Origin of the sequence: Bacillus infantis (assembly GCF_020171945.1) — a bacterium.
GTDB classification, from domain to species: domain Bacteria; phylum Bacillota; class Bacilli; order Bacillales; family Cytobacillaceae; genus Bacillus_AB; species Bacillus_AB infantis_A.
This window is the reverse complement of sequence record NZ_JAIVAP010000001.1, coordinates 60,250-83,563: the sequence shown is the minus strand read 5'-3', so window position 1 is coordinate 83,563 and position 23,314 is coordinate 60,250. Positions and strand designations below refer to the sequence as shown.

The following is a 23,314-nucleotide window of genomic DNA, read 5'->3' as shown; positions in this document are numbered from 1 at the left end:
ACTCCTTATGCGATGATTTCGCGCTTGTTTTCATATTTTTCATAGGTTCTGTTTTCCATGATATCCCTTAGAATGGACACTGCCCTCCAGATATCATTGAAAGAGGTATAAAAGGCTGCCGGTGCGAGCCTGATAATATTCGGAGCACGGAAATCCGGTATGACGCCTTTTTCTTTCAATGCTTTGCAGATTCTTGCAGCATCATGATGTTCAAGAGCAACATGCCCTCCCCGCCGCATATCTTCTCTCGGCGTTCCGAGTGTAAGCCCATAACCGGACAGATAAGCATCTGCCAATTCCATCAGGTAGCCGGTAGCTTTCAAGGATTTCTCTCTGATTCTATCGATGCCGGCTTCCTCAAACATCTCGAGTGAACCTAAGAGCGGAGCGGCACTTAAAATATGAGGCGTCCCAATTTGAAAAGCGCCTGCATCATGAGCTGGTGTGAAAGTATGCTCCATATCGAACTGCCTGCTTTTATCAGACCCGAACCAGCCGGATAAGCCCGGCATTTTGCCAAAATGCTTTTTATTCACATAAAGGCCTCCTATACCCCCAGGCCCGCTGTTCATATATTTATAGCTGCACCAATAAGCAAAATCCGTGCCCCATTCTGAAAAATGGTGCGGAACCGCGCCGGCAGAGTGGCAGGCATCGAAACCGATAAGGATGCCCCTCTTATGGGCTTCCTTTGTCAGCCGTTCAATATCAAGAAGCTGTCCGCTTCTATAAAGAACAGTAGGAAGGATGATCAGGCAGATTTCATCTGTCATCGCCTCTATAATATCTTCCTCGCTGATGGTCCTGCCATCCCTGCTCTTTACCTGTACGAGATGCTCTTCAGGCGGCAGCCCCTTTAATTTTAACTGTGACTGCAAAGCATAAATATCCGATGGGAAATTCAATTCGTCGGCCAATATTTTGGTCCGCTTGCCTTCCGGCTTGAAAAAGGTTGCTGCAAGCTGGTGGAGATTCGTTGTGGTGGAAGCGGTTGCAATCACTTCCTCAGGCTCTCCTCCAACCAATGCCGCTGACTGCTGTCCCAGGTTTTCGGATAAATAATACCAAGGGCTTTTGCCGCTCATCCATCCGTCTATTCCTAAGTTTTTCCATGAGTCTAGCATGTCGTGCAGTGTTTTTTCTGCCCTTGTGGATAAAAGTCCCAGTGAATTGCCATCCAGATAAATCATCTTGTCTTTTATGTAGAATTCTTCTGCAAACTTGCGGAGCGGATCCTGGCTATCCAAATAATCCGCTCTCTCTCTTAATTGATCCAAGCTATTCCCTCCCTGCTCTCCTTAAAAGGTAAGCCAGAAAAAGGGTATTGTCAATATTCTGAATTAACCTGCTAAACGGAAAAAGAACCTGGCTAAGCCAGGTCCCTATCCTTCTATTTATTCGCCTTTTGCAGGCTCAGGTGCCTTTGCATCTGCTGCACTCCTGAGAGGAATTTCCTTCAGGAAGAAGGTAAGAATGACTGCCACCAGCATGGTGATAGTAACAAATAAGAACACTCCTGACAATGCATAGCTGAGGGCCTCCCTGAGCATTGATATAATGTGCTCGAACAGGGAAGCCGCTTCTGCAGGCAGCGAAGCCTTAACCTGCGCCAGTTTCTCATGATCCAGGAGAAGCTGAGGATTCTTCAGTGCTTCCAGTTTCCCTGCAAGCTCAGGAGAAGCAGCCATATTATTGGTATTCTGGTTCTGTGACATGGTGGTCATTTTGTCTTCCATTCGGTTATTCAGCAGGGTTCCCATAATGGCCACACCCACTGTTCCGCCGACAGACCGGAACAGCTGTGAAGTCGCCGTAGCAACCCCGAGGAATTTTTGCTCAACCGCATTTTGGACTGTCAGTGTAAACACCGTCATCCCGATTCCGATCCCGAAACCTACAAGAATAAGGAACCCGACAAGTGCGTATTGAGAAGTATCTGCATCCATCCGTGATAATAAATACAATCCTACGGCAGAAATGCATAATCCGATGATTGCCTGGAGCTTATACTTGCCTGTCTTCGAGATGATCTGGCCGCCAAGAGCACTGGCGAAAACCAGTCCCAGAGTCATCGCCATCGTCAGGAAGCTCGAGTGAGTGGCTGAATATCCAAGGACTCCCTGGATGAAATAAGGCACATACATGACGCCGCCAAACATGGACACCCCGATGACGAAGCCAATGATATTAGAGATTGTAAAAATGCCGTTTTTAAATAGAAATAGCGGCAGAATCGGTGTTTTGACCTTTCTTTCGATTATGATGAAAAGGATGAGCGCAATCACAGCGCCGCCGAACAGCATGATGATCTGTGATGAACCCCAGTCATATTTCGTTCCCGCCCAGGAAAAGCCTAATAAAGTGAGAACGATGGTCGCTGTCAGGAATACTGCCCCAACATAATCGACGCTTTCCCCTTTTTTCTTTTCCTGTGACGGAAACAGCTTCCAAATCAATGCAAGTGCGACAATGCCAAGCGGCAGGAATACCCAGAATACCCATTTCCACTCTAAATTATCGACAATATATCCGCCGAGTGTCGGGCCAAAGACACTGGAGATCCCGAACACAGCGCTCATTGCTCCCTGCCACTTCCCTCTTTCGCGCGGAGCAAACAGGTCCCCTACTGCTGTGAACGCGGTTGACATGATCATCCCGGCACCAAAGCCCTGGATTCCGCGGTATGTGATTAAATCAAAAATATCAGAGGATGTTCCTGATAAAAAGGCGCCGATAGAAAATATGATGATTCCAATTAAAATAAACGGTTTCCGTCCATAAATATCAGACAGTTTTCCGACAAGGATCGTTGTAATAGCGCTGGTCAGCATATAAATCGTGAAAACCCAGCTGTAATAATCAAGTCCTCCCAATTCAGATATGATTTTTGGAAGGGCATTCCCTACGATAGTCTGATTTACCGCTGCAAAGAACATAGCGGCAATGATAGCGATCATTATCGTAATTTTTTCTTTTTGGCTCAAATGTTCCATTCTTTGTTTCACCTCTTAATGATGTCTCTTTTTAGTGGATCCTTCCCAGCAGGCTGCTTGTCAGAGCGAGCTCTTCATCCGATAAGTCCCGGAGTTTTTCTTCAAAATAATCCTCGAAAACGCGCTCCAGCTCTGCTGCCATCTTTCTTCCCTCATCAGTCAGGGACAAATATACAATCCTTCTGTCCTGTTCGCTTCCAGCCCGCACGATCAGTCCTTTGGCAAGCAGCTTTTCACTGACTGCCGTAATATGGCTGCTTGAGACGCCGAGCGCTCCAGCCAGCTGGGAAACCTTGCTTTCACCTTTTGTCAGCCTCCTGAGAACAAGGAATTCATTAAAAGGGATATACCCGTCAAACAGGCCATGAAAATCTGCTTTTGATCTTTTAACCGTTCCTCTCATTGCTGCAATCAGGTCGTAAATCAATCTATTCCTGCTGATTTGTATTCACCCCTGCTTCCATTTACCAGATAAATAATTAACTTTATGAACTATTAACTTAAGCAACTATAATCCTATGCTTTCTTTTTGTCAAGAGAACAAAAGCGTAAGCGCCTTGATCACTTAAGGAACGCAGACTAAGAACGCCACGTCCTGTGGCAAAGTCTGTATGACCCTTATCCCGGGGCCTCATGACGAACCACCCGGAAAGGCGTTCTTTGCCTTTTGGGTGGTTTGGCTTGTGGCCTCGAGCGGGCAGGCGCTGTAGCTGGACGTTGATTAAAAATTGGAAACCACCCCCAACATTTACCATTTATAATTTTCAAACCGACAAAAAAAAACCAAAAGCTTTTCAGGCTTTTGGTTTATATTTTTTATATTGTATTCCTGGCCAGTTTTACTGATAAAGGATGGCCCTTTGACTTCCTGAGATAGATGAACAGGGAGAAAAAGAAGATCGCACCTGCTCCACGAAGGACCGAAGAAACAATCATCGCAGAATCCATCCCAGCCGCTTCAAGGAGGAATACCCCGAATTGCGGTGCAATGAAGGCGACGAGCGCCAGCAATATATTATAGTTGGAAATGCATAAGCTGCGCGTTTCTTCTTCCGTTACCTCGAGCAGCTGATTGAAAAGAAGAAGAACAGTTCCTGAGACGAACAGCCCGGAAAAGAAATTGACGATAACAAGGTACACCATATTCGGGGAGAGTATCGTCAGCACTGGTGCCGATGCCATGCCTAACGAGACAAGGATCATCATTTTCGCATTAGAGTGTTTATCAGCCATCCTCCCCCACCATTTAAAGCTGACAATCTGGGCAAGCTGATTCGCAACAGTGAAAAGGCTGATCCAGAGAGCAGTGGCGCCGGCAATTTTGATCTGATAGATGCTGAAAAGCGACCAGGCCATCTGCCAGCCGAAATTAAAGAAAAGGCTGCAGATGATAAAATACAAGAAAGGCTTGTGCCTGAAAACATGAAGGCCGATGCTTAATTTTTTCTCCGCTTTCCTGCTGGACTTTGGCTCTTCATGCTTGAACAGATAATACACTTCCGCAAGCCCGATCAAAAAAGCAGCCATAAATAAAACCTGGAACGGCAGGGCATTGGACTGGTCAAACTGCTGCAGGAGAATCCCAATGGCAAAGGTCGAAAGCATTCCCACAAGGGTCATGACCCTGTTTCTTTCGCTGAAAAAACCGCTCCTGCGGCTGTCCGGTATCAGATCCCCTATGAAGGACTGCCAGCTCAGATTGGCAATCGACCCTGGAAAATTCATCAGGCCGACAAGGAGGACGAATATCCACCCTCTCATCCCCTCAGGCAGATAGACAAGCATAAACATCGCTAAAAGGAAAAAACGGGCCGCCAGGAAGGAGTAAGCGGTAAGCCGCTTCTTTTCTTCCATCCTGCCAATGAGCAGGGAGCCGATCACCATGGCAAAAATTCCGATAAACTGGGGAAGGGAACTGATCAGTCCTACCTGGTAGTTTGAAACGCCAAGTACACTGATCGCAAACAGAGGAAAATAATTGGTGCTGATGTTCAAAATGACAGTAGTAGCAATCCCGTTGCGGATGCTGAGCTTCTCATTTGCATCGGCAGCCGAAGCCGGTCGGGCCATATATACATCTTCTTTCATTGTAGAATTTTTCATAAACAATAATTACCTTAGCTATCATAGTCTCTCAGTTAAACCGTTGCAAGTGCTTTTTATACATTTTTTGTGAATTTTTCACTGCCGGCTGCAGATGGATTGTAAACCTCCCTTCCTTCCTTTAAACTGTTAGGGAACGAAAGGAGCAATATTTGTGGAAAAAATTATGGATCATATTGGCATCGCCGTACGGGATATAGACAGCACCCTCGAATTTTACACAAACATACTGGATGCTGAACTGATTGACAGATACGTAAGTGAAGCGCCCGGAGTCGAAAGCGAAGTCTGCATATTAGAGGTCAATGGCGACCGGATCGAACTTCTGGCACCGACAAATAATACAACCTCCCCTATTGCCCGGTTCATCAAGCAAAAAGGAAAAGGCGTCCACCATATCGCCTACCGGGTGCCTGATTTAATGGCTGCAATCGCTGACCTGGAAACCAGCGGAATCCGGATTCTGGAGGATTCCCTCAGGACGAACAAGCACGGCAGGAGGCTCGTGTACCTGAATCCTGCTGATACAGAAGGAACAATCATTGAGTATTGTGATTATCCAGGGATCGTAAATGAATAAGCAAAACCGCCTTCTCTAAATTGGAAGGCGGATTTTTCTTTTTCATCCTTTAAATGACAAAAGTCCTTTCCTGTCCTATAGGTCTTACAGTATACTTTATATGATTAATAATCTATCAAAAGATTTATGCTACTGGAGAACATGACATGACCAATGAATTGATTTTATATAAATCGCTAGTCGCTTTTTCAGGAGTTTTAAGCTTATGTTTATGCCTATTTGCCTTCTTTAAGCTAAAAGGCGCTCCAGGTGTTAAACCATATATCATTGCGACCATCTTATCGTCGCTCTTTTCCTTTTTCTATGTATTTGAATTGTCCAGTTCAACATTAAAGGGCATCCTATTGTGGCTTAGCGCTGAATACCTGGTTATGCCCTTTATACCTGCTTTTCTCTTCTTGATGTGTGCTGAATATGCAGGGCAAAAACTGAAGCCCTGGGTCCATTATATTCTTTTTCTTTTTCCCGGCGTAACCATCTTCATGCATGCAACAAATGGCCTTCACCACCTGTACTATACGGCTGTTGAGCTGAGAGATGAAGCACCCTTCCCGATTGCCGACCTGGAATACGGCCCTTTCTTTTATGTTCATGCTTTTTATATGTTCATCTGCCTTTCAGTAAGTGTGATGACCCTGCTTCTTCAGCTTAGGGGTGCATCCCTCTTATTCAGATTTCAATTACTGGCCATGGCAGCAGGCCTCGTGTTCCCTATACTGGCCAACTACTTTTATTTGAATGACCTGAGCCCCTATGGGATTGATCTCGGTCCCGTTTCCATGAGCTTATCTTACCTATTTCACTGGGCCGCTTTAATGTCTTTCAAAATGTTTGATGTGACACCCATATTGAGAGATACGGTTTTTGACAGAATGAAAGAAGGCGTCATTGTTTTGAATACAAAGGGGACCATCCTTGACTACAATTCGGCGATGCGTCCGATCATGCCCTTCCTCAAGCCTTCAGTAATCGGAAAGCCTTTCAAAGAGGCATTCTCCGGCTCTGGCACGCTCGGTGAAATCATTGAGAATGGCATGGACTGCGATTATGAATGGATTCAGGATGATAAAAAAATCCACCACCAGGTGCAAATGTCAGATGTCGAGGATAAAAACGGCCATCAAATCGGGCGGATTATTTCATTCGTTAACATCACTGAAAAAATTCTGATCCAGGAACAACTGAAGATACTCGCTTCTATTGACGGCCTGACACAGGTTTACACCCGGACTTATTTTATGAAGAAATCGCTGGAATCACTTGAGGCAATCAGTCCCAATGGGAGGAGCGTCTCCTTAATCATGTTTGACATCGATCATTTTAAAAAGATTAATGATGAATACGGCCATGAGACTGGGGATTTTGTCCTCGCCCACGTTGCGGGTGTTGCCAAAGCGAGCATTCGCGCTACTGATGTGATAGGCAGATACGGAGGGGAAGAATTTATCATCCTGCTGCCGGATACTTCTTTTGACGAAGCCTGTGATTTAGCTGAAGTGATTCGGCTGAATGTGTCAGGACAGTACACTAAGGCGGGCCAGGTTTATGTGCATGCAACACTTAGTTTAGGAGTTTCACATATGTTTCTTTTTCCGCAGATTTTGGATGATCCTATTCAATTTCTGATGAGAGAAGCAGATCAGGCTTTGTATGCTGCCAAAAGGAATGGAAGAAATAATGTTCAGCGGTTTGTGAGGGAAACAGAGTTGACAGAAGTTTAAGCGGGAACAGGCAGGTATTATGTGCGCCTGTTCTTTTTGGCTATGTTAAAATATGACAAAAGGAGTGATGATGATTGATTGTAAAAACACGGACAGAATCCCGCGAGCTGAGTGTGTTCAGGGCATTGAATTCCCGTATGGATTTGTCACCTAAAGATGAGACTTACTATTCTAATTTAGAGAAAGGCTACCAGGGCGAGATCTTATTTGATGAATGGCTGGAATCAGTTGTAGAAGGAGGCTTAATCTTAAACGATTTGCTGCTGGAAATGAATAATACACTATTTCAGCTAGACTCAGTGCTGATAACCGCACAGTTCGTTTACCTCTTTGAAGTAAAAAACTTTGAAGGCGACTTTGCAGCAGAAGGAGACCAATGGTTCACCTCCTCCAGAAAAGAAATTAAAAATCCCCTATTGCAGCTTAAAAGAAACGAGCAGCTGTTCCGCCGGCTCCTCCAGGAACTTGGCTGCAAAACCAAAATCCAATCCCACCTCATCTTCATCAACCCGGAATTCCATCTTTATCAAGCCCCTCTCAACCTCCCTGCCGTATTCCACCCGCAGCTCAACCGCTTTGCTGTTCCTATTAAGAAGGATACATCACTTAAACTGTCATCCGTGCACACCAAACTGGCAGACAGACTGGCCGCTGCTCATCTAGATAAATCACCTTTTTCATCTGTGCCAGAGTATGGGTGGGAGGGGTTGAGGAAGGGGATTGGGTGTAGGGGGTGCGGGAGGTTTTATGAACATGCCAATAAAAAAACACTAGTATGTAAAACCTGTGGGAGAATAGAAAACTATACGGATGCTATCATTAGAGCCAGTAAGGAATATAAACTGCTTTTTCCAGATGCAAAAATAACCACGAACATAATACACGAATGGTGTGAGATTATTCAAAACAAAAAGACCGTAAAAAAAGCACTCTCCAGCCACTACGATCGGAAAGGGCATAATGTTTCTACCCACTATGTTGATCGAACTTAAGAAAGCGGGGCGGCAGTAGCCAATGGGTAATAAGGTTGGAGCCTCTATCATTGGCTTTTCATGAAATAGCGGTTCTAGTTTTCACGGCTGGAACCATTATTTTGGCTTTTTCACAGAATAGTGGTTCTAGCTTCCCCGGCTGGAACCACTATTTTTGGTTTTTCGCAGAATAGTGGTTCTAGCTTCTTCGGCTGGAACCACTATTTTTGGTTTTTTAGCAGAATAGTGGTTCTAGCTTCTTCGGCTGGAACCACTATTTTGGCTTTTTCACGGAATAGCGGTTCTAGCTTCTTCGGCTGGAACCACTATTTTGGTTTTTTCACAGAATAGTGGTTCTAGCTTCTTCGGCTGGAACCACTATTTTGGCTTTTTCACAGAATAGTGGTTCTAGCTTCTCTGGCTGGAACCACTATTTTTGGTTTTTCGCAAAGTAGTGGTTCTAGCTTCTCTGGCTGGAACCACTATTTTTGGTTTTTCTCGATATAGTGGTTCTAGCTTCCCCGGCTGGAACCACTATTTTTGGTTTTTCGCAAAATAGTGGTTCTAGCTTCTCCGGCTGGAACCACTATTTTGGCTTTTTCACAGAATATCGGTTCTAACTTCTTCGGCTGGAACCACTATTTTGGTTTTTTAGCAGAATAGTGGTTCTAGCTTCCCCGGCCGGAACCAATATTTTTGGTTTTTCGCAGAATAGTGGTTCTAGCTTCTTCGGCTGGAACCACTATTTTGGATTTTTCACAGAATAGTGGTTCTAGCTGCTCCCTCTCTAATCACTGCCCTCCCTCCTTCTCAGCCAACTCTCTCAACCCCTCAGCCCGAAACACTATAAACTCCCGCATATATCGCTCCAAAAACAGCTTATCAGCTGCAATTCCCAGCAGTCCCATAGGCGATTCATATTTAAATGTATCAATCATAACCGTTCCTTCAGCTTCCTCCAAAAATTCATGGGTATGGACAAACGACTTGAAAGCACCTTTTACCATGATGTCGACAAATCGAAAAGGTTTTTCCATAACGGTCACTTTGGCAGTCAGCTTCTGCCTGATACCGAAATGCACGGCCTCCCAAGTTACCATATCGCCTTTTTCAAGCAATCCGCTGGTCACTCCCCCAACTGCCCTTTCCTGTGTTCTTGATGTTGTTTGTGTATGTACTTCAACGCTTCTGGCAAGATCAAAACAAACTTCAATTGGTGCTTTGATGAATTGTGAATGTCTGATGGTTGGCATAATGGAGACTCCTCATTTTTTCATTAATACTATTTTAACTCAACAACACAATAAGGACAGCCATCCAAAGAGGACTGTCCTTTCCAGTTTAGGATATTCTATAGTACTAGATAGCTCTTCTACTTAATAAGTTGTATAGATATTACTTGCATGGTCTCTAAAAGCTTTATCTAATACAGGATGTACTAACCTAAAAGCAGCTATATCTGTTTGTACTAAGCAAAAAATTAAGAGCTTACTCCTGCCTGCTTAACACTCTCCCAATCTTAATAGCCGACAAGCGGGAAAGCGTATAGATTCTATGTGTATCTTCCATATTCATAATTGTCCCATGCTCTTCATCAATCCAGAGAAAATAAATCTTATTCCCCATTGCTACTTTGTACTCCGGCTCCGCCATATCAACGATACCTGATTGTTTCTTAGCGTTTCTGAAGGCATTTCTGAATATCTGGACTGATTTGTAGTCTGAAATTGTGATGGACTTTTCACCTGCTGATGCATGCATTTTATACACTTCCACTTTCTTAACCTTCTCAGGCCACAATTCCCAGCCGGCCAAAAGGACTAAGGCAGACAAAATAATCAGGAGCCATTTTTTCAAAAATCTCACCTCTTACTGGTTAGACGTTTTTCCACTCGAGAGGTTACTCCCGGTTTTATTTTTCATAAAATTAAGCCCTTCACTTTCCAATGTTCATAGCACTCCGCATCAATACCCAGCTTTTCAGTCTTTAGCCATTCAAATGCTTTCACCACTAAAGGTGAAGCGTTATCAAAAGTGGCTTCATGTTCTGAAATCCATAGGGCACCCAGTGAATCCTGGCCTTCAAACTGCATCGGCTGAGTCAGCCCTCCGGTGCCTTCAACTTCATAAAAGACACAGATATGATGCACATGGGTATATTCCTTCCAGTCCCAAGGAAGTATGAAATCAATAACGCCGATATTTCGGATGATTTCTAACTTCATGCCCGTTTCTTCAAGGAACTCTCTCCTCAAAGCATTAGGCAGGCTTTCCGAATCCTCAAGGCTTCCTCCCGGCAGATCATAGTGATTGGTGTATGAGCCGCCTTTTTTGTTTATTACCAGGAGTCTGTTTTTCTCGAAAAAGAAGCCATATACTCCAAAAGCCCGGTGCATTTTTGGATGATATTCCATACAGTCCCTCTTTTTATCAGCGAGCTTCCTCCAGTTTGCCTGCACGTAAAAAGTCAGAAGGACTCTTTTTAGCAAAGTGTCTTTCCACACTCATCAAAACCGCATCATTCCCCGGCAATGCGGCGGTTTCAATTGCTTCCGCAAAAGACATCCATCTATAAGCTGAATGTTCATGATTTAAGATAACTTCCTGATGCTCTTCGACATAGCCAACAAAAACAGGCGCCATGTAAATATAGTTGTCTTTCGCAGAATAAATCTGATCATATTGGTTGGATACATAAAGATATGGAAGCGAGATTCCTGTTTCTTCTTTTATCTCTCGTAATGGCGCATCCCAGGCGGTTTCCCCTTCCTCTATGCTGCCGCCAATATAGCACCAGGCATCCGGCAGCACAGTTCCGGCTCTTTTTAAAAGTAATACCTTGCTTTCCTTCTCGAGCTTGTTAATCAAGATTGCAGCAATGCCTGTACACCTTATTGGAACTTCTGACATAGCTATTACCTCCGAAAAATATGTTAGCTTTTAATTTACCTTAAGTAATTTCGCAGGAAGCTAGCCAACCTTACTCATCCTAAGTTGATTCTCATAAGCTTCTTGTGAAAAATAATAAACCCTCCAATAAACCCCCATCAAAAAAATCCCCATACCAATAAATATAAAAGTAATCCCTGTCTCCGGTATAAATTCCATTGCCCAGATGAATAAGCTGGAAATCATCCCACCGGCCGCCCCTACGAGTCCAAGGATCGATAAATGCTTTCCTCTGGAATGTGCAGGAAGCGATTTGGCGGTGATGGCCTGCAGGGTTGGCAGATAGATGAGCCCCCCGGCAGAAATGAATAGCATTCCCAGCATTAAGAAGACTGGATGTATGAAATAGCTTAGGCAGACATAGCCGAGAACAAACAGCAGCAAGCCCAGCAAGAGGGATATTTTTTCCGAGAGCCGTTTAGTGAGCTTGAAAATGATGCCGGCTGCTGTTGTAATGATGATCGTTTCTTCGAGATTCAGATAGCCGATCATCTTGTATCCTGAAACATCGAAATCACCAACAGGATATTTTGACACGATCCTGATGCTTAAATAATTGGGAAATTGTTCTTTCAATATATTGATCAGCAGCTGTCCTATGCATAAGAAAAGAAATAATTGTGAGGCAAAAATACTTAGTTTCTTTGCCGGTGCGGCTGGCAGCTCAGTGATTGCATCAGCAGCTTTAAGAGGAATGTCTTTTATCAGCAGCGAGGTCAATACAGCGGATAATATGGAAGTAAGTCCAACTATAAAGAACAGGATCGACGAATGATTTTCGAAAAAGAACCCTCCCAATAAGCTTCCGCCGGCAAACGCGGTACTCGAAATCCACATGAAATATGTATAGATGATCTTTCTGTCCTTTTCATTGCTCGCATCTATGATCAGGGCAGAATAAGCAGGATTTGATGCGCTTTCAAAGAAATAAATAAAGCTGAATGCAATAACTATGGGGATGGCGTAAAAGTGAGGGAGCGAATCAAAACAGCCCACAAGCACAAAGCCGATTCCGGCCATCATTTCACTAGTGATGATGACTCTTTTCCGCCCGAACCTGTCAGCTGCACGTCCGCCTAAAAGGTATCCTATGATACTAATAATTCCAATGATGATAATCATCACAGTGGTTAAAGAAGGGCCAATTTTCGCAGCAAAATAGACAACTGTGTAAGGCATAACCATCGTATGAAACAGCACGGTGAAAAATTTTAATAGCATTCTAATTCGGATGTTTTCATCAAATGATAAAAATTGTTTCATATATGCTCCTTTGCCCTTCTGGAAAAAAGCACAGAGAAAGTCCCTGTGCTTAAACTATTTTAACCTGATTGCTTTTCGTAATTTCTGATTACCATGCCGCCTGCTTTAGACATTCCTGCCTTCTCATAGAATGGAGCCAGGTAATCATCACAAAGCAGATCGATCATATAGAGGCCATTCAGTTCTTCCAGCATTCTATTTACCAGCTCTTTTCCTATTCCTTGGTTTTGATATTCTGGAAGGACTTCGAGCAATGGAATATACGCAGATAGTACATTATCACTGATGGCAGTGATGAAGCCGGCTGCCTGCCCCTTTTTTTCATCGATGGCGAGAATCACCTTGAAGCTGTTTTCCAGCAATTTCATATGAGTCTCCGGTGATGGAGGATTCGGCCAATCTACGAAAAAACCAGTCAGCATGTCAGACGAGATGCCATTTAATGAAGATGTATAGATCATAAGAAATTCAACTCCTGTCATTTATTTAGGTTATGTTGATTTCCTTGACCTCAATAAAATAATAGAAACACCTGCATACCTCCGATAAGTATAATAAGGAATATTTCGACAAAAACCTCAAAAATCCTTTTTCTTCCATCTATTTTTTTGCTAGTCCCGCAGTTTTTTCTCGAGGATGATTTTATGCCTTCCTTTTTCATCTATATATGTTTCCAGTACATCAAATCCGTGCTTTATATTCAGAATCAGCATATGCCGCCACTTGTTCATTGTTTTAGTCTGGATTACCCGATACCCGCACCCCTTGATATATTCATGCTGCATCTCCATCAGCCTGGAGGCAATTCCTTTCCCGCGGTACTTTGCATCCACGCCGCCAAGCCAGCTGTAGAACTTGTTTTCTTCCATTTCATAGCCAACCTTATACCCAATCACCTGATCTTGATAAATCGCAGATGCAACAAGACGCTTAGGCTTATCCGCCATCTTTTTTTCCAGCTGATCCGTTTCCCCGAAAATGGCAGCATGTAATGTAAGGATTTTGTTCAGCACTTCCTGTTTTGGCATTTCATCAGAAATATGATAGACTACGTCCACTACCGCTTTCCCCCCTGCTGCAAATCGTACCACTTAGGACTCATTCTTGAGAAATATTCATGGTCCTCCAAAAACAGATTCACTTTTTCCATCATTCCCTCAAGGTTTTCGGGGGTGTGTTTCAGTGTCCAGATTACAGTGGAAAACACACACATCGCCAGATAAACGGAATATAAAGTCCAAAATTCCTCCCCTGGTTCTTCCTGGTCAAAGTAGCCTTTTATTTGGCCGATGGAAAAAGGAATGCTCACATTGCGGCTGAAGATGCCGAGTTTCAGAAATTCATGTATCGGATCTCCCCAGTCAAAACGGTTAAAATCAATAATGCCTGCCAGTCTGTTATTTTGAATGATCAGATTACCAGGGTGAAAGTCGTCATGCTGAAAAAAGCTGGGACGATTTTTCATCCTGTGAAGATTTTCTTCAATAAAATGGATGATTTTATCATCATGCTTGATCTTTACTCCGCATGAAGAATATGCCTCCAAATACTTCCTGTGCTTCTCTGTTTTCCTTTTATACCAGGAAGGAGTGCCACGTGGTGCGTGAAGCTGATGCATTTTCCTCAATTGTCTTCCGGCAGCTGCACCTATTGCATACTGATCCTGCTCAGTGAGGCGCCTTATTTCTTCCTCCGCATCCTTACCCTCGATAAACGAGGTGATCATGTATCCTTTTCCTCCTGCCTCGCCCATCTCAATAGGCTGGGAGCAAAGGATGCGATAATCCTGCATTTTTTTTAAAATATCGAACTCTTGCCTTTTTGAAGCTAGTCCTGATAGATCAAAGAGCTTCAGGACTAATTTGCTTTGATCCTTCAATGAAATTATATACTTCTCATCTTGTGAAAATCCTTTTTGTATAATGACAATACCAGTGCTTTTCTTCAGCAGCGGTATTTCCTCTGCCAACCATTCCAGCATCCTATCCCCTCCGAAGATAAAAGGCCAAATCATCATGATTTGGCCTTGCTTTTTCAATTTATACCCACTTCAGCATGACAGAATCGGCTGCCGGTTTATAGCCGATTTCCTGGTGTTTAAGCAGGAACCCTTCTGTTTTCTGCAGAAATTCCTGCGGATTTTCATATACCGTAAAACGCAGACCCATTTTCCTGCCCCCAAGTCCTTTGATTATGTATTCAGCAGCTGCTCAAGGACCTCTTGCACTTTGTATCCTTGTTTAAAGCTGACGATCCTTGCTTTTCCCCCATCAATGCTGTGGCAGATTTCGCTGACAAGTTCCAAGTCATTTTCACGCTCGAGCGGCAGCATTTCGGCTTCAGCGTCAATCGTGCTTTCAGCAAGCTGGCTCCAGTTCAGCAGATCGATGGTTCCTTTTTCTCCAAAAATCTTGAAAGAAATCTTTTCCTGCTGGCCAATCCCGCTGGCCCCGTTGAAAACGACAGGAATGTTATCTCCAGCTGTCATCACTGCCGTAAATCCTGTCTCGCATAATTCAGGGTCCTCAGGATAGTCGACAAAGGAACGGACATCCTTTATATCGCCGAAAACGTCCATGATCATCTGGATATAGTGCGGGCCGACTTCGCGGATGAATCCGCCCTGCTCCCTGCCAGCGATCCAATTATTCTTCTGCCATTTTCTTGGCCATTCAGTGAAATGCAGATTCACCTCAACCCGTTTGATTTCACCGAGCGTCCCATCCTCTGCTTTTTCCTTAAAAAGACGGAACACATTGCTGTACATCATTGGGAAATTGATTGCATTGACGATGCCGGCTGCCTCTGCAGCCTCTGCCATTTCCCTTGCCTCCTCAATTGAATTGGCGAGCGGCTTTTCACAAAGAATATGTTTTCCTTTTTTGATCGCATCCAAAGCGATCTGATGGTGGAACTTTGGCGGCACGGCTATGTATACCAGTTCGATTTCTTCATTATTTAAAAGTTCCTCATAGTTGCTGTAAAGGGAAACTTCCCCCAGTTCGCTTTTTAGTGCCTCGAGCCGGGTTTCATTCGTATCGCAAAGTGCTGCTACCCTTGTTCCTTCATTATATTGAAAATTTCTCAGCACTCTCTCTCCGATGGCACCCAGGCCAATGATTCCCACGTTTTTAGACATGCTAACACTCCTATTTCTAATCTTTTGACAATTTCTATTATAGCTTATTGGGGCGGAAATGGGGATTCGAATGTATAATCTAGTTTAGTTTACATAATATTATTATAAACTACAACAAGTTAACTATTTTTCTATGAAGCTCCCTTACTCTTATCCCAGCTGCTTCACCCTGTGCGGGATCGATGCTTTCGGTATGAAATAACACGGCAAGCATCGCGGCTGTATCAAACTGATAAAGATACTGAACAGCCTCTGGAACCCTTGCTATTTCCAACTCCGCCCCTGCATATCCCAGGATAAATTCATCTGTCAGAAGCCCATAATCTTTTATTCTCATAAGCTCCAGGACCGGATCTCCAATCAGCGCATTTGTCCAGTCAATGACGGCAGCCGCCTTTCCTTCTTGAAAAATAAGATTTTCCGGCCGCAGATCCATGTGAAGCAGCCGCTTTTTCTGCTTGTACGAAGATAATAGCCCTTGAATATCTTCCGAATCAGGCAGCGGCAGACGGCAATTCAGAACCTTTTCAGCTGCTTTTGCCCTAATGGCAATCCTGTCAGCCAATGACTGGTGCACATCCTGCTCAGAGATGCCAGTCTCCGGCAAAGCTTCAATGCTGTGCAGCTCTTTTGCAATTCTTCCTATTTCTTCAATGGAGGAACTCTGATCTCCCTCTACAAATTGCTGAACCAGAAAATCTGCTGTTTCGCCAAGGTGCAGATGAAAGATGGCCGGCACCGGCAGGCCATGCCTTCTGCTGTGGCCTGTCAAAGCATGTTCTTTCAGCAGCCCAAGCCTTGAATCTGTGATGGTATCCGTTTCCCTGTCAATCTGCCGGGACCAGGGAGTCCGGATGGCCACCTGGCCCCATTCAGGGGAATAGCCCTTGAACACACAATTTTCTACCCCAAAGGCAAATGGTTCAATATCTGAAATGTTGATTCTTCCTTGGCATTCTTCCTGTACATTCTTTAATAATTCTTTTATTCTATCATCCATTGCAGATCCCCTATTCCTTCTTTTGAAAAAGTGCTGTCAGGAAACCGGAAACACCGAACTCTGTTTCATCTCTGTTCTTCTTTTTCATCGGTCTGATTTCAACCGCTCTTAAATCACAGAATAACTTCAGAAGCTTTTCCTCTGTGAAGCCGAGGCCGCCCTTCATGCTGCGTTCTCTATAAACATCCCAATCTGATTGAGCCGAGCCGCCCAGCTCACCGTTTTCTTCAAAGCATGTTAGTGCAAACAAGCCATTTGGCTTCAGCCTGTCTCGCAGGATGGCAAAGTAATCTGCTCTCCGGTGCGGCGGTATATGGTGAAAGCAGCCTGAATCGTAAATAAAATCGTATCCGGCAAAGCTTTGGTCCAGCTGGAAGATATCAGCTTCAACGAAACGTATATCCGCATCATTTCCCACCACTCTCTCCCTTGCCCAATTCAGCGCTTCTTTAGAAGAATCTACGGCATCCACCGTGCACCCTTTTCCTGCCATGTAAATGGCATTCCTGCCTGGTCCGCAGCCGAGTTCCAGCACCCTGCCTGCTGTCACCTGCCCATTATTGAAATAAGCAGCCAGATTCTCATCAGGAACATTCCTGAAAAATGGGACATGATTTCCCCTTTTTTCGTAAAATTGATCCCATTGAAATGAAGACTCTTCTTTCAGCAGGAAATCCAGCATGATCATTACATCTTCTGCGGTTCTAATCGTTTCTAAGCCAGCCATCTTTCTTCCTCCTTTATTGCAAAGACAGTGATAAATCGGGGTATAGTCCCTGCAATTCCTTTATTTTTTCCTCCAGCTTTGCAGAATGAAATCCGGTCTTAAACACTTTCTTATCAGGCAGAAAGCTGATGCTCGTTCCCGTTTCATTCGTTTCCCCTATGGGAACCACCTGTGCAAGAGCTTTTCCATACTGATATTCCTGCCTGTAGATCCGATGATCCTTTTTAATCAGGACTGTCAGCTTTTCTGAAAAAGCGTTTATTGCCGCAACAGGAATACCGGCTTTTTGATCCGATGAATCTTCCAGATAGTTTTTCTCAACATCTGTCAGCACGTCCTGGAGCCTGCTCAAGCTGGTTCCTTCCAGCAGGGAAACCGGGATGCCGCGGCCATCATCTGAAACAGTCGCACTTCCATCACTATGCAGGTATATATTTATTTTGGATGCATGGCCGGCTTCATGCTCCTGGACTGCATGATGGATGAGTGAAAACAGCAAAATGTTTGCATCAAAATCTCCTTCAGTTTTCATGTCCACTTTTTCTGGTTCTTCCCTCAGTGCTTCCAGTGCCAAATAGCGGCTGCTCTCAAACATTTCTGCTGCCCCTGCAAGCTGGAGAAGTATTGGGAGAATTTTATCTGCTGCAATTGAATAGCTGCCTCCCCGTTCCTTCTGTTCAATGATGCCGGCGTGCAGCAGCGGCTTCATATGGTGGTAGAGCTGTCCGGTCGTCCCCATCCCAAGTTCCTTGACCAATTCAGCTGCATTCTTCGGCTCCTGCATAAGTGACTTGATCATTTCTATCCTTTGTATGTGGCCAAGTGAGGAAAGTATATTCGCAAGGCTGCCGCTGTCTGGCGCCAGCACCTCTTCGATCGTTTTAGACGCGGGTTTCCAACTGCGCCTTCCTTCCCGGGCTGCAATTGTGCCGCTATAGGAGATAGTGGTAAACTGATTCTCTTCTTTACTGTGCTGGTCCAGCGAGGCTGCTTCCATTTTTTCTGCTTGCTTGATAAGAACCTCCAGCTGGCGTTTAATAACATTCAGATCTTCCTTGAATGGCATATTTGGAGTAAAGCCTCCTTTGTTTGGCAGTTTCTATTTTACGTTATTACGTAACTCCATAATAACATATTCTGTACCTTTTATCTTGATTTTTCAGAAAAATTTATCTGTTCGCAGCAAACACTGCAGTTTTCGCAAGTTTCTATGAGGTATCTGCCCCCCCTCCGGTTGATTTTTAATTGTCTGGAAACTCCTTTTAAGATGGAAGCATAAAAAATCCCCCGCTTGTAAAAGCAGGGGATCCTCCAGCATTCTATTTTCCGAATATCTCAGCCTGCAGCCTCTTTCCGGTTGGAGTGGCGGCAAGCCCGCCTTCTGCAGTTTCGCGCAGGGCAGATGGCATTGTCAGTCCAATTTTATACATGGCAATGATGACTTCGTCGCATGGTATCCGGCTGGTGATGCCGGCAAGAGCCATATCTGCAGCCGTCATGGCATTTGATGCACCCATTGCATTCCTTTTTACGCAAGGGACTTCAACCAGCCCTGCTACAGGATCGCAGACGAGGCCGAGCATATTCTTTAAGGTGATGGCCATAGCCTCTGCAGCCTGGGAAGGAGTCCCTCCCGCCAGCTCGACAATGGCTGCGGCCGCCATTCCGCTCGCTGAGCCCACTTCAGCCTGGCACCCGCCGGCAGCTCCGGAAATGGAAGCATTGTTGGCGACAACAAATCCAAAGGCTGCTGAGGTGAACAGGAATTCAATCATTTCCTGCCTTGTCGGATTAAGCTTTTCTTTGACTGCAAACAGTGTGCCAGGCACCACACCAGCCGACCCTGCTGTAGGTGTGGCGCAGATAACGCCCATTGCGGCATTGACTTCATTGGTGGCAACTGCCTTGCTGACGGCATCAAGCAGCAGGTTGCCGGATAAAGCTTTTCCGCTTTTGATATAATTCTGCAAGAGTACCGCGTCTCCGCCTGTAAGGCCGGAAACCGATTTGACGCCTTTCAGGCCGCGTTCGACCGCTTCTTCCATCACTGTCAGGTTGCGGTCCATCTGGGCTATGATTTCCTCGCGTGTCCGCCCTGATACTTCTATTTCCTGCTGAATCATGATTTCAGCTATTTTCACGCCCTTGCTTTCGGCAAGTTCGACTAATTCTGCTACATTGCGAAATAACATCGTATTCCCTCCCGGCTCCTAATCTTCTATTCTGCCATTCTGATGATTTGTGTGATATTAGGAAGCTGTTCCAATTCTCTGATCACATCCAGATCGATGCGCTGGTCCACTTCAATGACCATCATTGCCATTTGGCCCTTTTCCTTGCGGGAAACTTCCATATGGCCGATATTGATCCGATGCATGGCCAGTACATGAGTGACAGCGGATATGGCGCCGAATTGGTCATTATGGATGACCAGTATGGCAGGATTTCCAGAAAGCTTGAGTTTGAACGAGTTCAATTCAGTAATTTCTATGGTGCCCCCGCCGATGGAGATGCCTGTCAGGTCCAGCTCCTGCTTTCCGTCAGTCAGGTGAATGGATACTGTATTCGGATGGTCCATGACAGTGTCTTCTATCCTGAATTCAATGTCAAGGCCGGCTTCCTCCGCCAGGCCCAAAGACTGCGGTATCCTTTCATCGAATGTGTCGAAGTCGAGAAGGCCTCCTACAATGGCCACATCGGTTCCATGCCCCTTATATGTTTTGGCGAACGAACCATACAGGGAAATGACCGCTTTGTTTGGCATATTTCCAAAAAGGGTCCTTGCCACTCTTCCGATGCGTGCAGCACCGGCAGTATGTGAGCTCGATGGACCAATCATGACCGGACCAATAATATCAAACGCAGATCTATATTTCATTTTGCAACCCTCGCAATAATTGATGATTTTCTGGCAACTTCCTGAACACTTTGGTTTTTTTCTTCTTTTAGTTCAGCTACTGTTCTTATTTTATAATTTTTAAACAAGATTGACCCAACAAGGCCGCTGACTGCTCCGGCAGCCGCACATGATAGGGCAATGATTGTCACTTTTACAGGGTCATTAAAACCAAACATAACAGCCAGGCCGGCAATTGGAGTCGCTGTTCCTGTCGCATTATTGATCATGCCTGACAAGGCAACAATAACGCCGGCAGCAGCGCCTCCAATGAAATTTGTCACATACACCGGAATTGGGTTAGCTGAAATGATATGTGCCTGTGTCAGTGGCTCGATGGCTACGGAAATCGTTGTCTTGCGGTCACCGAATTTTAAGCGGCTGAACAGCACATAGTTCATGAAAGATGAGCCGAACACTGCAAGTGCCCCGATGGCCATGGGAACCCCGGTCAGCCCCAGCATGGCTGTAAGCGCCATGGAGCTTAATGGTGCTGTTGCCACGACAGTAATGACTCCTCCAAGTATGATGCCCATAAGAATCGGGCTGCTGCTTGCTGTTTCTGTGATGATACCGCCGATATTCAATAGTGTAGCATCTACAACAGGCTTTAGATATACGGCAATCAGCCTAACTAAAGGCGCCGCCACAATGATGGTCACAATTAAGTCAAAGCCCGCAGGCACTTTTTCTTCTATCTTTTTCACAATAAACGCTACCAGATATCCTGCAATAAATCCAGGCAATAGTCCGAGCCCGGCACAAGATACCCCAAGCATTAAAGCATACACCGGAGAGACGCCGATTGCAAGCGCCACGAGTGCTGCAGCTGCAACTCCGCCCATGCTCCCTGCTGCATCCCCTACTTCCCCCAGAAAAGCAATCCCGAGGAGATCGCCCCCAACATATCGCTGAAAAGCTTCTACCAGAAATGCAGCTACTGCAGCACTGGCAAGAGCCCCCATCGCTTTCATCCCTTTAGGTGCTTTAAAGCTGAATAGTGAAAAGAAGGCTAATACAATTAATAATAAGACCGTTCCTTTTATGATTTCCATTGCAAACACTCCTCTAAGCTGTCATATTCCTGCTGCTGTTCACTGCTTTTGAAATTCACTTTCGGTGCGGATTTTCTGCAGATAGTTGTAGACCGTGAACTTTGAAACTCCCAATACATTCGCTACATAATCTGTTGCTCCTTTTATTAAAAAGGCCCCTTTTTCCTCAAGCTGCCGGACGCATTCTACTTTTTCTTCCAGCTGCATGATAGAGGGAGATTTCTTAAACCCGTTAAGCACCTGTTCTACCATCCCATGGATTACATCCTGTACAGATGAATAGAAATTCTCTTCTTTTGTTTCGCCCGAATGGATAGAAATAAAATCTTCTATTTCCCCGCCAAATTGCATGAATAGACTAATGTCGTAATTGATGCAAAGGGCGCCGACCACATGATTCTCCCCATCTCTCAGGAAAATGGTAGAGGATTTTAAAATCGCCCCGTTCTTTGTCTGTGTGCGGTAGTTTGGGATGTCATCAACTTTATCTTTTTTCTTTGCCAATTCATTCAACACCAGATCTGTAATAGGCGATCCGATCTGACGGCCTGTCAGGTCGCCTGCTATATACACAAGCGAGTTCTTCAGGCTCGAAAAATCATGGACGGCTACTTCACAGCGCTTCCCGAACATGGAAACCAGCATGTCTGCTGTTCTCGAGGCTAAATCAAATACAGGCTTAGCAGACTCCTTCACATCATTGCACCTCAATTCATGTAATCGCTTTCAAATTATCGCAGGTTCATAATATCATAGATTCTATAAAGTTAAAATAATTTTTTAACCGTTACAAAAAAATTGTAACATTCAAAAGAAAAAGAATCTCCATCAATGGAGATTCTCAGGCTGTCGAGAAACTCTCGGCAGCTAAAAACAGCTGCCTGTCAGCAGGCAGCCGGTCTTCTTTCCGTTAAATCACTTACTTCAAAATGTCCTTGAAAGCCTTTGCCCTGCTATCAAGCGATCGGGCTGCACTCTCTATTCCCTTGAATTCCTCCATCGCCTGTTCGTTCAGCAGCCTGCTTTTTTCAATGCCGTCCCTAGATTGCCTGGTGGCTTCGCTGATATTTTTTACCTCGCCTGAAATGCCTTCAATATGGGCGTTCACTTCACCAATGGATTCCTGGACCCTGGTGGCAAGCTTTCTGACCTCGCCGGCAACAACATTGAATCCTCTCCCATGCTCGCCGGCACGTGCTGCCTCGATAGCTGCATTTAATGCAAGAAGATTTGTCTGGGCAGCTATTTCGCGGATTGTTTTTACAATGTCGCCAATGGACAGTGCCTGAGTTTTAAGAGTATCCAGCATTTTCAGATTCTCTCTTGAATCTCCAGCAAGCTTCTCGGATGCTTCCGCAGCTTCTTCGCTTCTGGTTATTCCGAGCTCGGCCCGGTTCAGCAGCTCCCCTGCCATGTTTTGCAGTTCGTTTGCAATCGCAACCGTATTGCTTTCTCTTTCATTTATATTTGTAGCCAGTTTTACTACGGCAATGACATTTCCTTCTTCATCCCTCACTGGGGTATATGTAGCTTCAAGCCAAATCAGGTTTCCTCTCTTCGTCACCCGCTGGATTTTTTCCTGAAAGCTTTTGCCGCTCCTCAAGTTTTTCCATAATACAGAATAAGCGGGGCTGCTGGCAAATTCATCGGTACAAAATCTCCGGTGATGCATGCCCTTCATTTCATTTACATCATATTCCATGGTACTTGCAAAATTATGATTTGCCCATAGCACAGTGCCTTGCGGGCTGAACTCAATCATCGCATGTGATCTTTCAATGGCAGCCAAAATGGCTCGCTCATCCAGAACCTGTGAAGTGCTTGGAATATTGTTAGCTGGGACAGTCAATGTCATGCTTTTCCTCTTCTCCTTATATTTAGGCCGGCGCTTCTGCGGCAAAGTCACCGAGGAAGCAT

General features: G+C 44.8%; 25 protein-coding genes and 1 pseudogene. 3 read left to right on the top strand and 23 right to left on the bottom strand.

Annotation, left to right across the window (positions count from 1 at the left end):
- Positions 1-5: 5 nt before the first annotated feature.
- The 4 genes from kynU to LCM00_RS00395 form a co-directional block, all read right to left on the bottom strand.
- On the bottom strand, positions 6-1,277 hold the full coding sequence (gene kynU / locus LCM00_RS00410; protein WP_224896791.1) for a kynureninase: 1,272 nt from the start codon (positions 1,275-1,277) through the stop codon (positions 6-8).
- 117 nt (positions 1,278-1,394) lie between these two features.
- Positions 1,395-2,993, bottom strand: coding sequence for an MDR family MFS transporter (locus LCM00_RS00405; RefSeq protein ID WP_224896790.1), 1,599 nt, complete (start codon positions 2,991-2,993; stop codon positions 1,395-1,397).
- A gap of 31 nt (positions 2,994-3,024) precedes the next feature.
- Positions 3,025-3,420 carry a MarR family winged helix-turn-helix transcriptional regulator gene (locus tag LCM00_RS00400; protein WP_224896787.1) on the bottom strand — a complete coding sequence of 132 codons (396 nt, stop codon included), beginning with the start codon at positions 3,418-3,420 and terminating at the stop codon, positions 3,025-3,027.
- 389 nt (positions 3,421-3,809) lie between these two features.
- Complete coding sequence (locus tag LCM00_RS00395) at positions 3,810-5,096, bottom strand: MFS transporter (protein WP_224896785.1); 1,287 nt, start codon at positions 5,094-5,096, stop codon at positions 3,810-3,812.
- Positions 5,097-5,250: 154 nt separating this feature from the next.
- On the opposite strand from LCM00_RS00395, the gene LCM00_RS00390 reads away from it, so the two are divergent.
- From LCM00_RS00390 to LCM00_RS00380, 3 genes are all read left to right on the top strand, one after another.
- A complete protein-coding gene (locus LCM00_RS00390) occupies positions 5,251-5,676 on the top strand; it encodes a VOC family protein (protein ID WP_224896783.1) in 426 nt (141 codons plus the stop codon).
- 146 nt (positions 5,677-5,822) lie between these two features.
- Positions 5,823-7,397 (top strand): histidine kinase N-terminal 7TM domain-containing diguanylate cyclase, encoded by a 1,575-nt coding sequence (locus LCM00_RS00385; RefSeq protein WP_224896781.1) that lies wholly within the window; start codon positions 5,823-5,825, stop codon positions 7,395-7,397.
- A gap of 74 nt (positions 7,398-7,471) precedes the next feature.
- Positions 7,472-8,389, top strand: coding sequence for a nuclease-related domain-containing protein (locus LCM00_RS00380; RefSeq protein WP_224896779.1), 918 nt, complete (start codon positions 7,472-7,474; stop codon positions 8,387-8,389).
- A gap of 770 nt (positions 8,390-9,159) precedes the next feature.
- On the opposite strand, the gene LCM00_RS00375 is transcribed toward LCM00_RS00380, so the two are convergent.
- The 19 genes and pseudogenes from LCM00_RS00375 to LCM00_RS24815 all read right to left on the bottom strand — a co-directional run.
- Complete coding sequence (locus LCM00_RS00375) at positions 9,160-9,621, bottom strand: SRPBCC family protein (protein WP_224896777.1); 462 nt, start codon at positions 9,619-9,621, stop codon at positions 9,160-9,162.
- 235 nt (positions 9,622-9,856) lie between these two features.
- A complete protein-coding gene (locus LCM00_RS00370) occupies positions 9,857-10,225 on the bottom strand; it encodes a hypothetical protein (protein ID WP_224896775.1) in 369 nt (122 codons plus the stop codon).
- A 62-nt stretch (positions 10,226-10,287) separates the two neighbouring features.
- Positions 10,288-10,782, bottom strand: a complete 495-nt coding sequence (locus LCM00_RS00365; RefSeq protein ID WP_224896773.1) for an NUDIX hydrolase — start codon at positions 10,780-10,782, stop codon at positions 10,288-10,290.
- Between the two features lie 16 nt (positions 10,783-10,798).
- Positions 10,799-11,278 (bottom strand): NUDIX hydrolase, encoded by a 480-nt coding sequence (locus tag LCM00_RS00360; RefSeq protein WP_224896771.1) that lies wholly within the window; start codon positions 11,276-11,278, stop codon positions 10,799-10,801.
- 60 nt (positions 11,279-11,338) lie between these two features.
- A complete protein-coding gene (locus LCM00_RS00355) occupies positions 11,339-12,580 on the bottom strand; it encodes an MFS transporter (protein WP_224896769.1) in 1,242 nt (413 codons plus the stop codon).
- Positions 12,581-12,639: 59 nt separating this feature from the next.
- Complete coding sequence (locus LCM00_RS00350; protein WP_224896767.1) at positions 12,640-13,041, bottom strand: GNAT family N-acetyltransferase; 402 nt, start codon at positions 13,039-13,041, stop codon at positions 12,640-12,642.
- Between the two features lie 150 nt (positions 13,042-13,191).
- Complete coding sequence (locus LCM00_RS00345; RefSeq protein WP_224896765.1) at positions 13,192-13,638, bottom strand: GNAT family N-acetyltransferase; 447 nt, start codon at positions 13,636-13,638, stop codon at positions 13,192-13,194.
- Positions 13,638-14,561, bottom strand: coding sequence for an aminoglycoside phosphotransferase family protein (locus LCM00_RS00340; RefSeq protein WP_224896764.1), 924 nt, complete (start codon positions 14,559-14,561; stop codon positions 13,638-13,640). The genes LCM00_RS00345 and LCM00_RS00340 overlap by 1 nt, the downstream gene beginning before the upstream one ends.
- 58 nt (positions 14,562-14,619) lie before the next feature.
- Entirely contained in the window at positions 14,620-14,748 is a 129-nt protein-coding gene (locus tag LCM00_RS24560; protein WP_263623177.1) for a hypothetical protein, read from the bottom strand.
- A 23-nt stretch (positions 14,749-14,771) separates the two neighbouring features.
- Positions 14,772-15,719 (bottom strand): Gfo/Idh/MocA family protein, encoded by a 948-nt coding sequence (locus LCM00_RS00335; protein ID WP_224896762.1) that lies wholly within the window; start codon positions 15,717-15,719, stop codon positions 14,772-14,774.
- Positions 15,720-15,828: 109 nt separating this feature from the next.
- Positions 15,829-16,719 (bottom strand): phosphotransferase family protein, encoded by an 891-nt coding sequence (locus LCM00_RS00330; protein WP_224896759.1) that lies wholly within the window; start codon positions 16,717-16,719, stop codon positions 15,829-15,831.
- A gap of 10 nt (positions 16,720-16,729) precedes the next feature.
- Entirely contained in the window at positions 16,730-17,446 is a 717-nt protein-coding gene (locus LCM00_RS00325; protein WP_224896757.1) for a class I SAM-dependent methyltransferase, read from the bottom strand.
- A gap of 13 nt (positions 17,447-17,459) precedes the next feature.
- Positions 17,460-18,512 carry a hypothetical protein gene (locus tag LCM00_RS00320; RefSeq protein ID WP_224896756.1) on the bottom strand — a complete coding sequence of 351 codons (1,053 nt, stop codon included), beginning with the start codon at positions 18,510-18,512 and terminating at the stop codon, positions 17,460-17,462.
- Positions 18,513-18,765: 253 nt separating this feature from the next.
- Entirely contained in the window at positions 18,766-19,638 is an 873-nt protein-coding gene (sdaAA, locus tag LCM00_RS00315) for an L-serine ammonia-lyase, iron-sulfur-dependent, subunit alpha (protein WP_224896755.1), read from the bottom strand.
- A 26-nt stretch (positions 19,639-19,664) separates the two neighbouring features.
- Entirely contained in the window at positions 19,665-20,324 is a 660-nt protein-coding gene (sdaAB, locus tag LCM00_RS00310; protein WP_224896754.1) for an L-serine ammonia-lyase, iron-sulfur-dependent subunit beta, read from the bottom strand.
- Positions 20,321-21,397, bottom strand: a complete 1,077-nt coding sequence (locus tag LCM00_RS00305; RefSeq protein ID WP_224896753.1) for a PTS sugar transporter subunit IIC — start codon at positions 21,395-21,397, stop codon at positions 20,321-20,323. Before LCM00_RS00305 ends, sdaAB begins: the two co-directional genes overlap by 4 nt.
- A 39-nt stretch (positions 21,398-21,436) precedes the next feature.
- Positions 21,437-22,093 carry a helix-turn-helix transcriptional regulator gene (locus LCM00_RS00300; protein WP_224896752.1) on the bottom strand — a complete coding sequence of 219 codons (657 nt, stop codon included), beginning with the start codon at positions 22,091-22,093 and terminating at the stop codon, positions 21,437-21,439.
- Positions 22,094-22,316: 223 nt separating this feature from the next.
- Positions 22,317-22,811, bottom strand: coding sequence for a methyl-accepting chemotaxis protein (locus tag LCM00_RS24820; protein ID WP_263623246.1), 495 nt, complete (start codon positions 22,809-22,811; stop codon positions 22,317-22,319).
- A 48-nt stretch (positions 22,812-22,859) separates the two neighbouring features.
- A pseudogene (locus LCM00_RS24815) lies at positions 22,860-23,252 on the bottom strand (PAS domain-containing protein); the annotation flags it as partial.
- Between the last annotated feature and the right edge of the window lie 62 nt (positions 23,253-23,314).

Coding starts and splice junctions, on each gene's coding strand:
- LCM00_RS00330 (WP_224896759.1), bottom strand. CDS start 16,719: ATGGATGATAGAATAAAAGAATTATTAAAGAATGTACAGGAAGAATGC.
- LCM00_RS00320 (WP_224896756.1), bottom strand. CDS start 18,512: ATGCCATTCAAGGAAGATCTGAATGTTATTAAACGCCAGCTGGAGGTT.
- sdaAB (WP_224896754.1), bottom strand. CDS start 20,324: ATGAAATATAGATCTGCGTTTGATATTATTGGTCCGGTCATGATTGGT.
- sdaAA (WP_224896755.1), bottom strand. CDS start 19,638: ATGTTATTTCGCAATGTAGCAGAATTAGTCGAACTTGCCGAAAGCAAG.
- LCM00_RS00375 (WP_224896777.1), bottom strand. CDS start 9,621: ATGCCAACCATCAGACATTCACAATTCATCAAAGCACCAATTGAAGTT.
- LCM00_RS00335 (WP_224896762.1), bottom strand. CDS start 15,719: ATGTCTAAAAACGTGGGAATCATTGGCCTGGGTGCCATCGGAGAGAGA.
- LCM00_RS00355 (WP_224896769.1), bottom strand. CDS start 12,580: ATGAAACAATTTTTATCATTTGATGAAAACATCCGAATTAGAATGCTA.
- LCM00_RS00395 (WP_224896785.1), bottom strand. CDS start 5,096: ATGAAAAATTCTACAATGAAAGAAGATGTATATATGGCCCGACCGGCT.
- LCM00_RS00365 (WP_224896773.1), bottom strand. CDS start 10,782: ATGGAATATCATCCAAAAATGCACCGGGCTTTTGGAGTATATGGCTTC.
- LCM00_RS24560 (WP_263623177.1), bottom strand. CDS start 14,748: ATGGGTCTGCGTTTTACGGTATATGAAAATCCGCAGGAATTTCTGCAG.
- LCM00_RS00385 (WP_224896781.1), top strand. CDS start 5,823: ATGACCAATGAATTGATTTTATATAAATCGCTAGTCGCTTTTTCAGGA.
- LCM00_RS00405 (WP_224896790.1), bottom strand. CDS start 2,993: ATGGAACATTTGAGCCAAAAAGAAAAAATTACGATAATGATCGCTATC.
- LCM00_RS00360 (WP_224896771.1), bottom strand. CDS start 11,278: ATGTCAGAAGTTCCAATAAGGTGTACAGGCATTGCTGCAATCTTGATT.
- LCM00_RS00305 (WP_224896753.1), bottom strand. CDS start 21,397: ATGGAAATCATAAAAGGAACGGTCTTATTATTAATTGTATTAGCCTTC.
- LCM00_RS24820 (WP_263623246.1), bottom strand. CDS start 22,811: ATGGCAGGGGAGCTGCTGAACCGGGCCGAGCTCGGAATAACCAGAAGC.
- LCM00_RS00340 (WP_224896764.1), bottom strand. CDS start 14,561: ATGCTGGAATGGTTGGCAGAGGAAATACCGCTGCTGAAGAAAAGCACT.
- LCM00_RS00350 (WP_224896767.1), bottom strand. CDS start 13,041: ATGATCTATACATCTTCATTAAATGGCATCTCGTCTGACATGCTGACT.
- LCM00_RS00325 (WP_224896757.1), bottom strand. CDS start 17,446: ATGGCTGGCTTAGAAACGATTAGAACCGCAGAAGATGTAATGATCATG.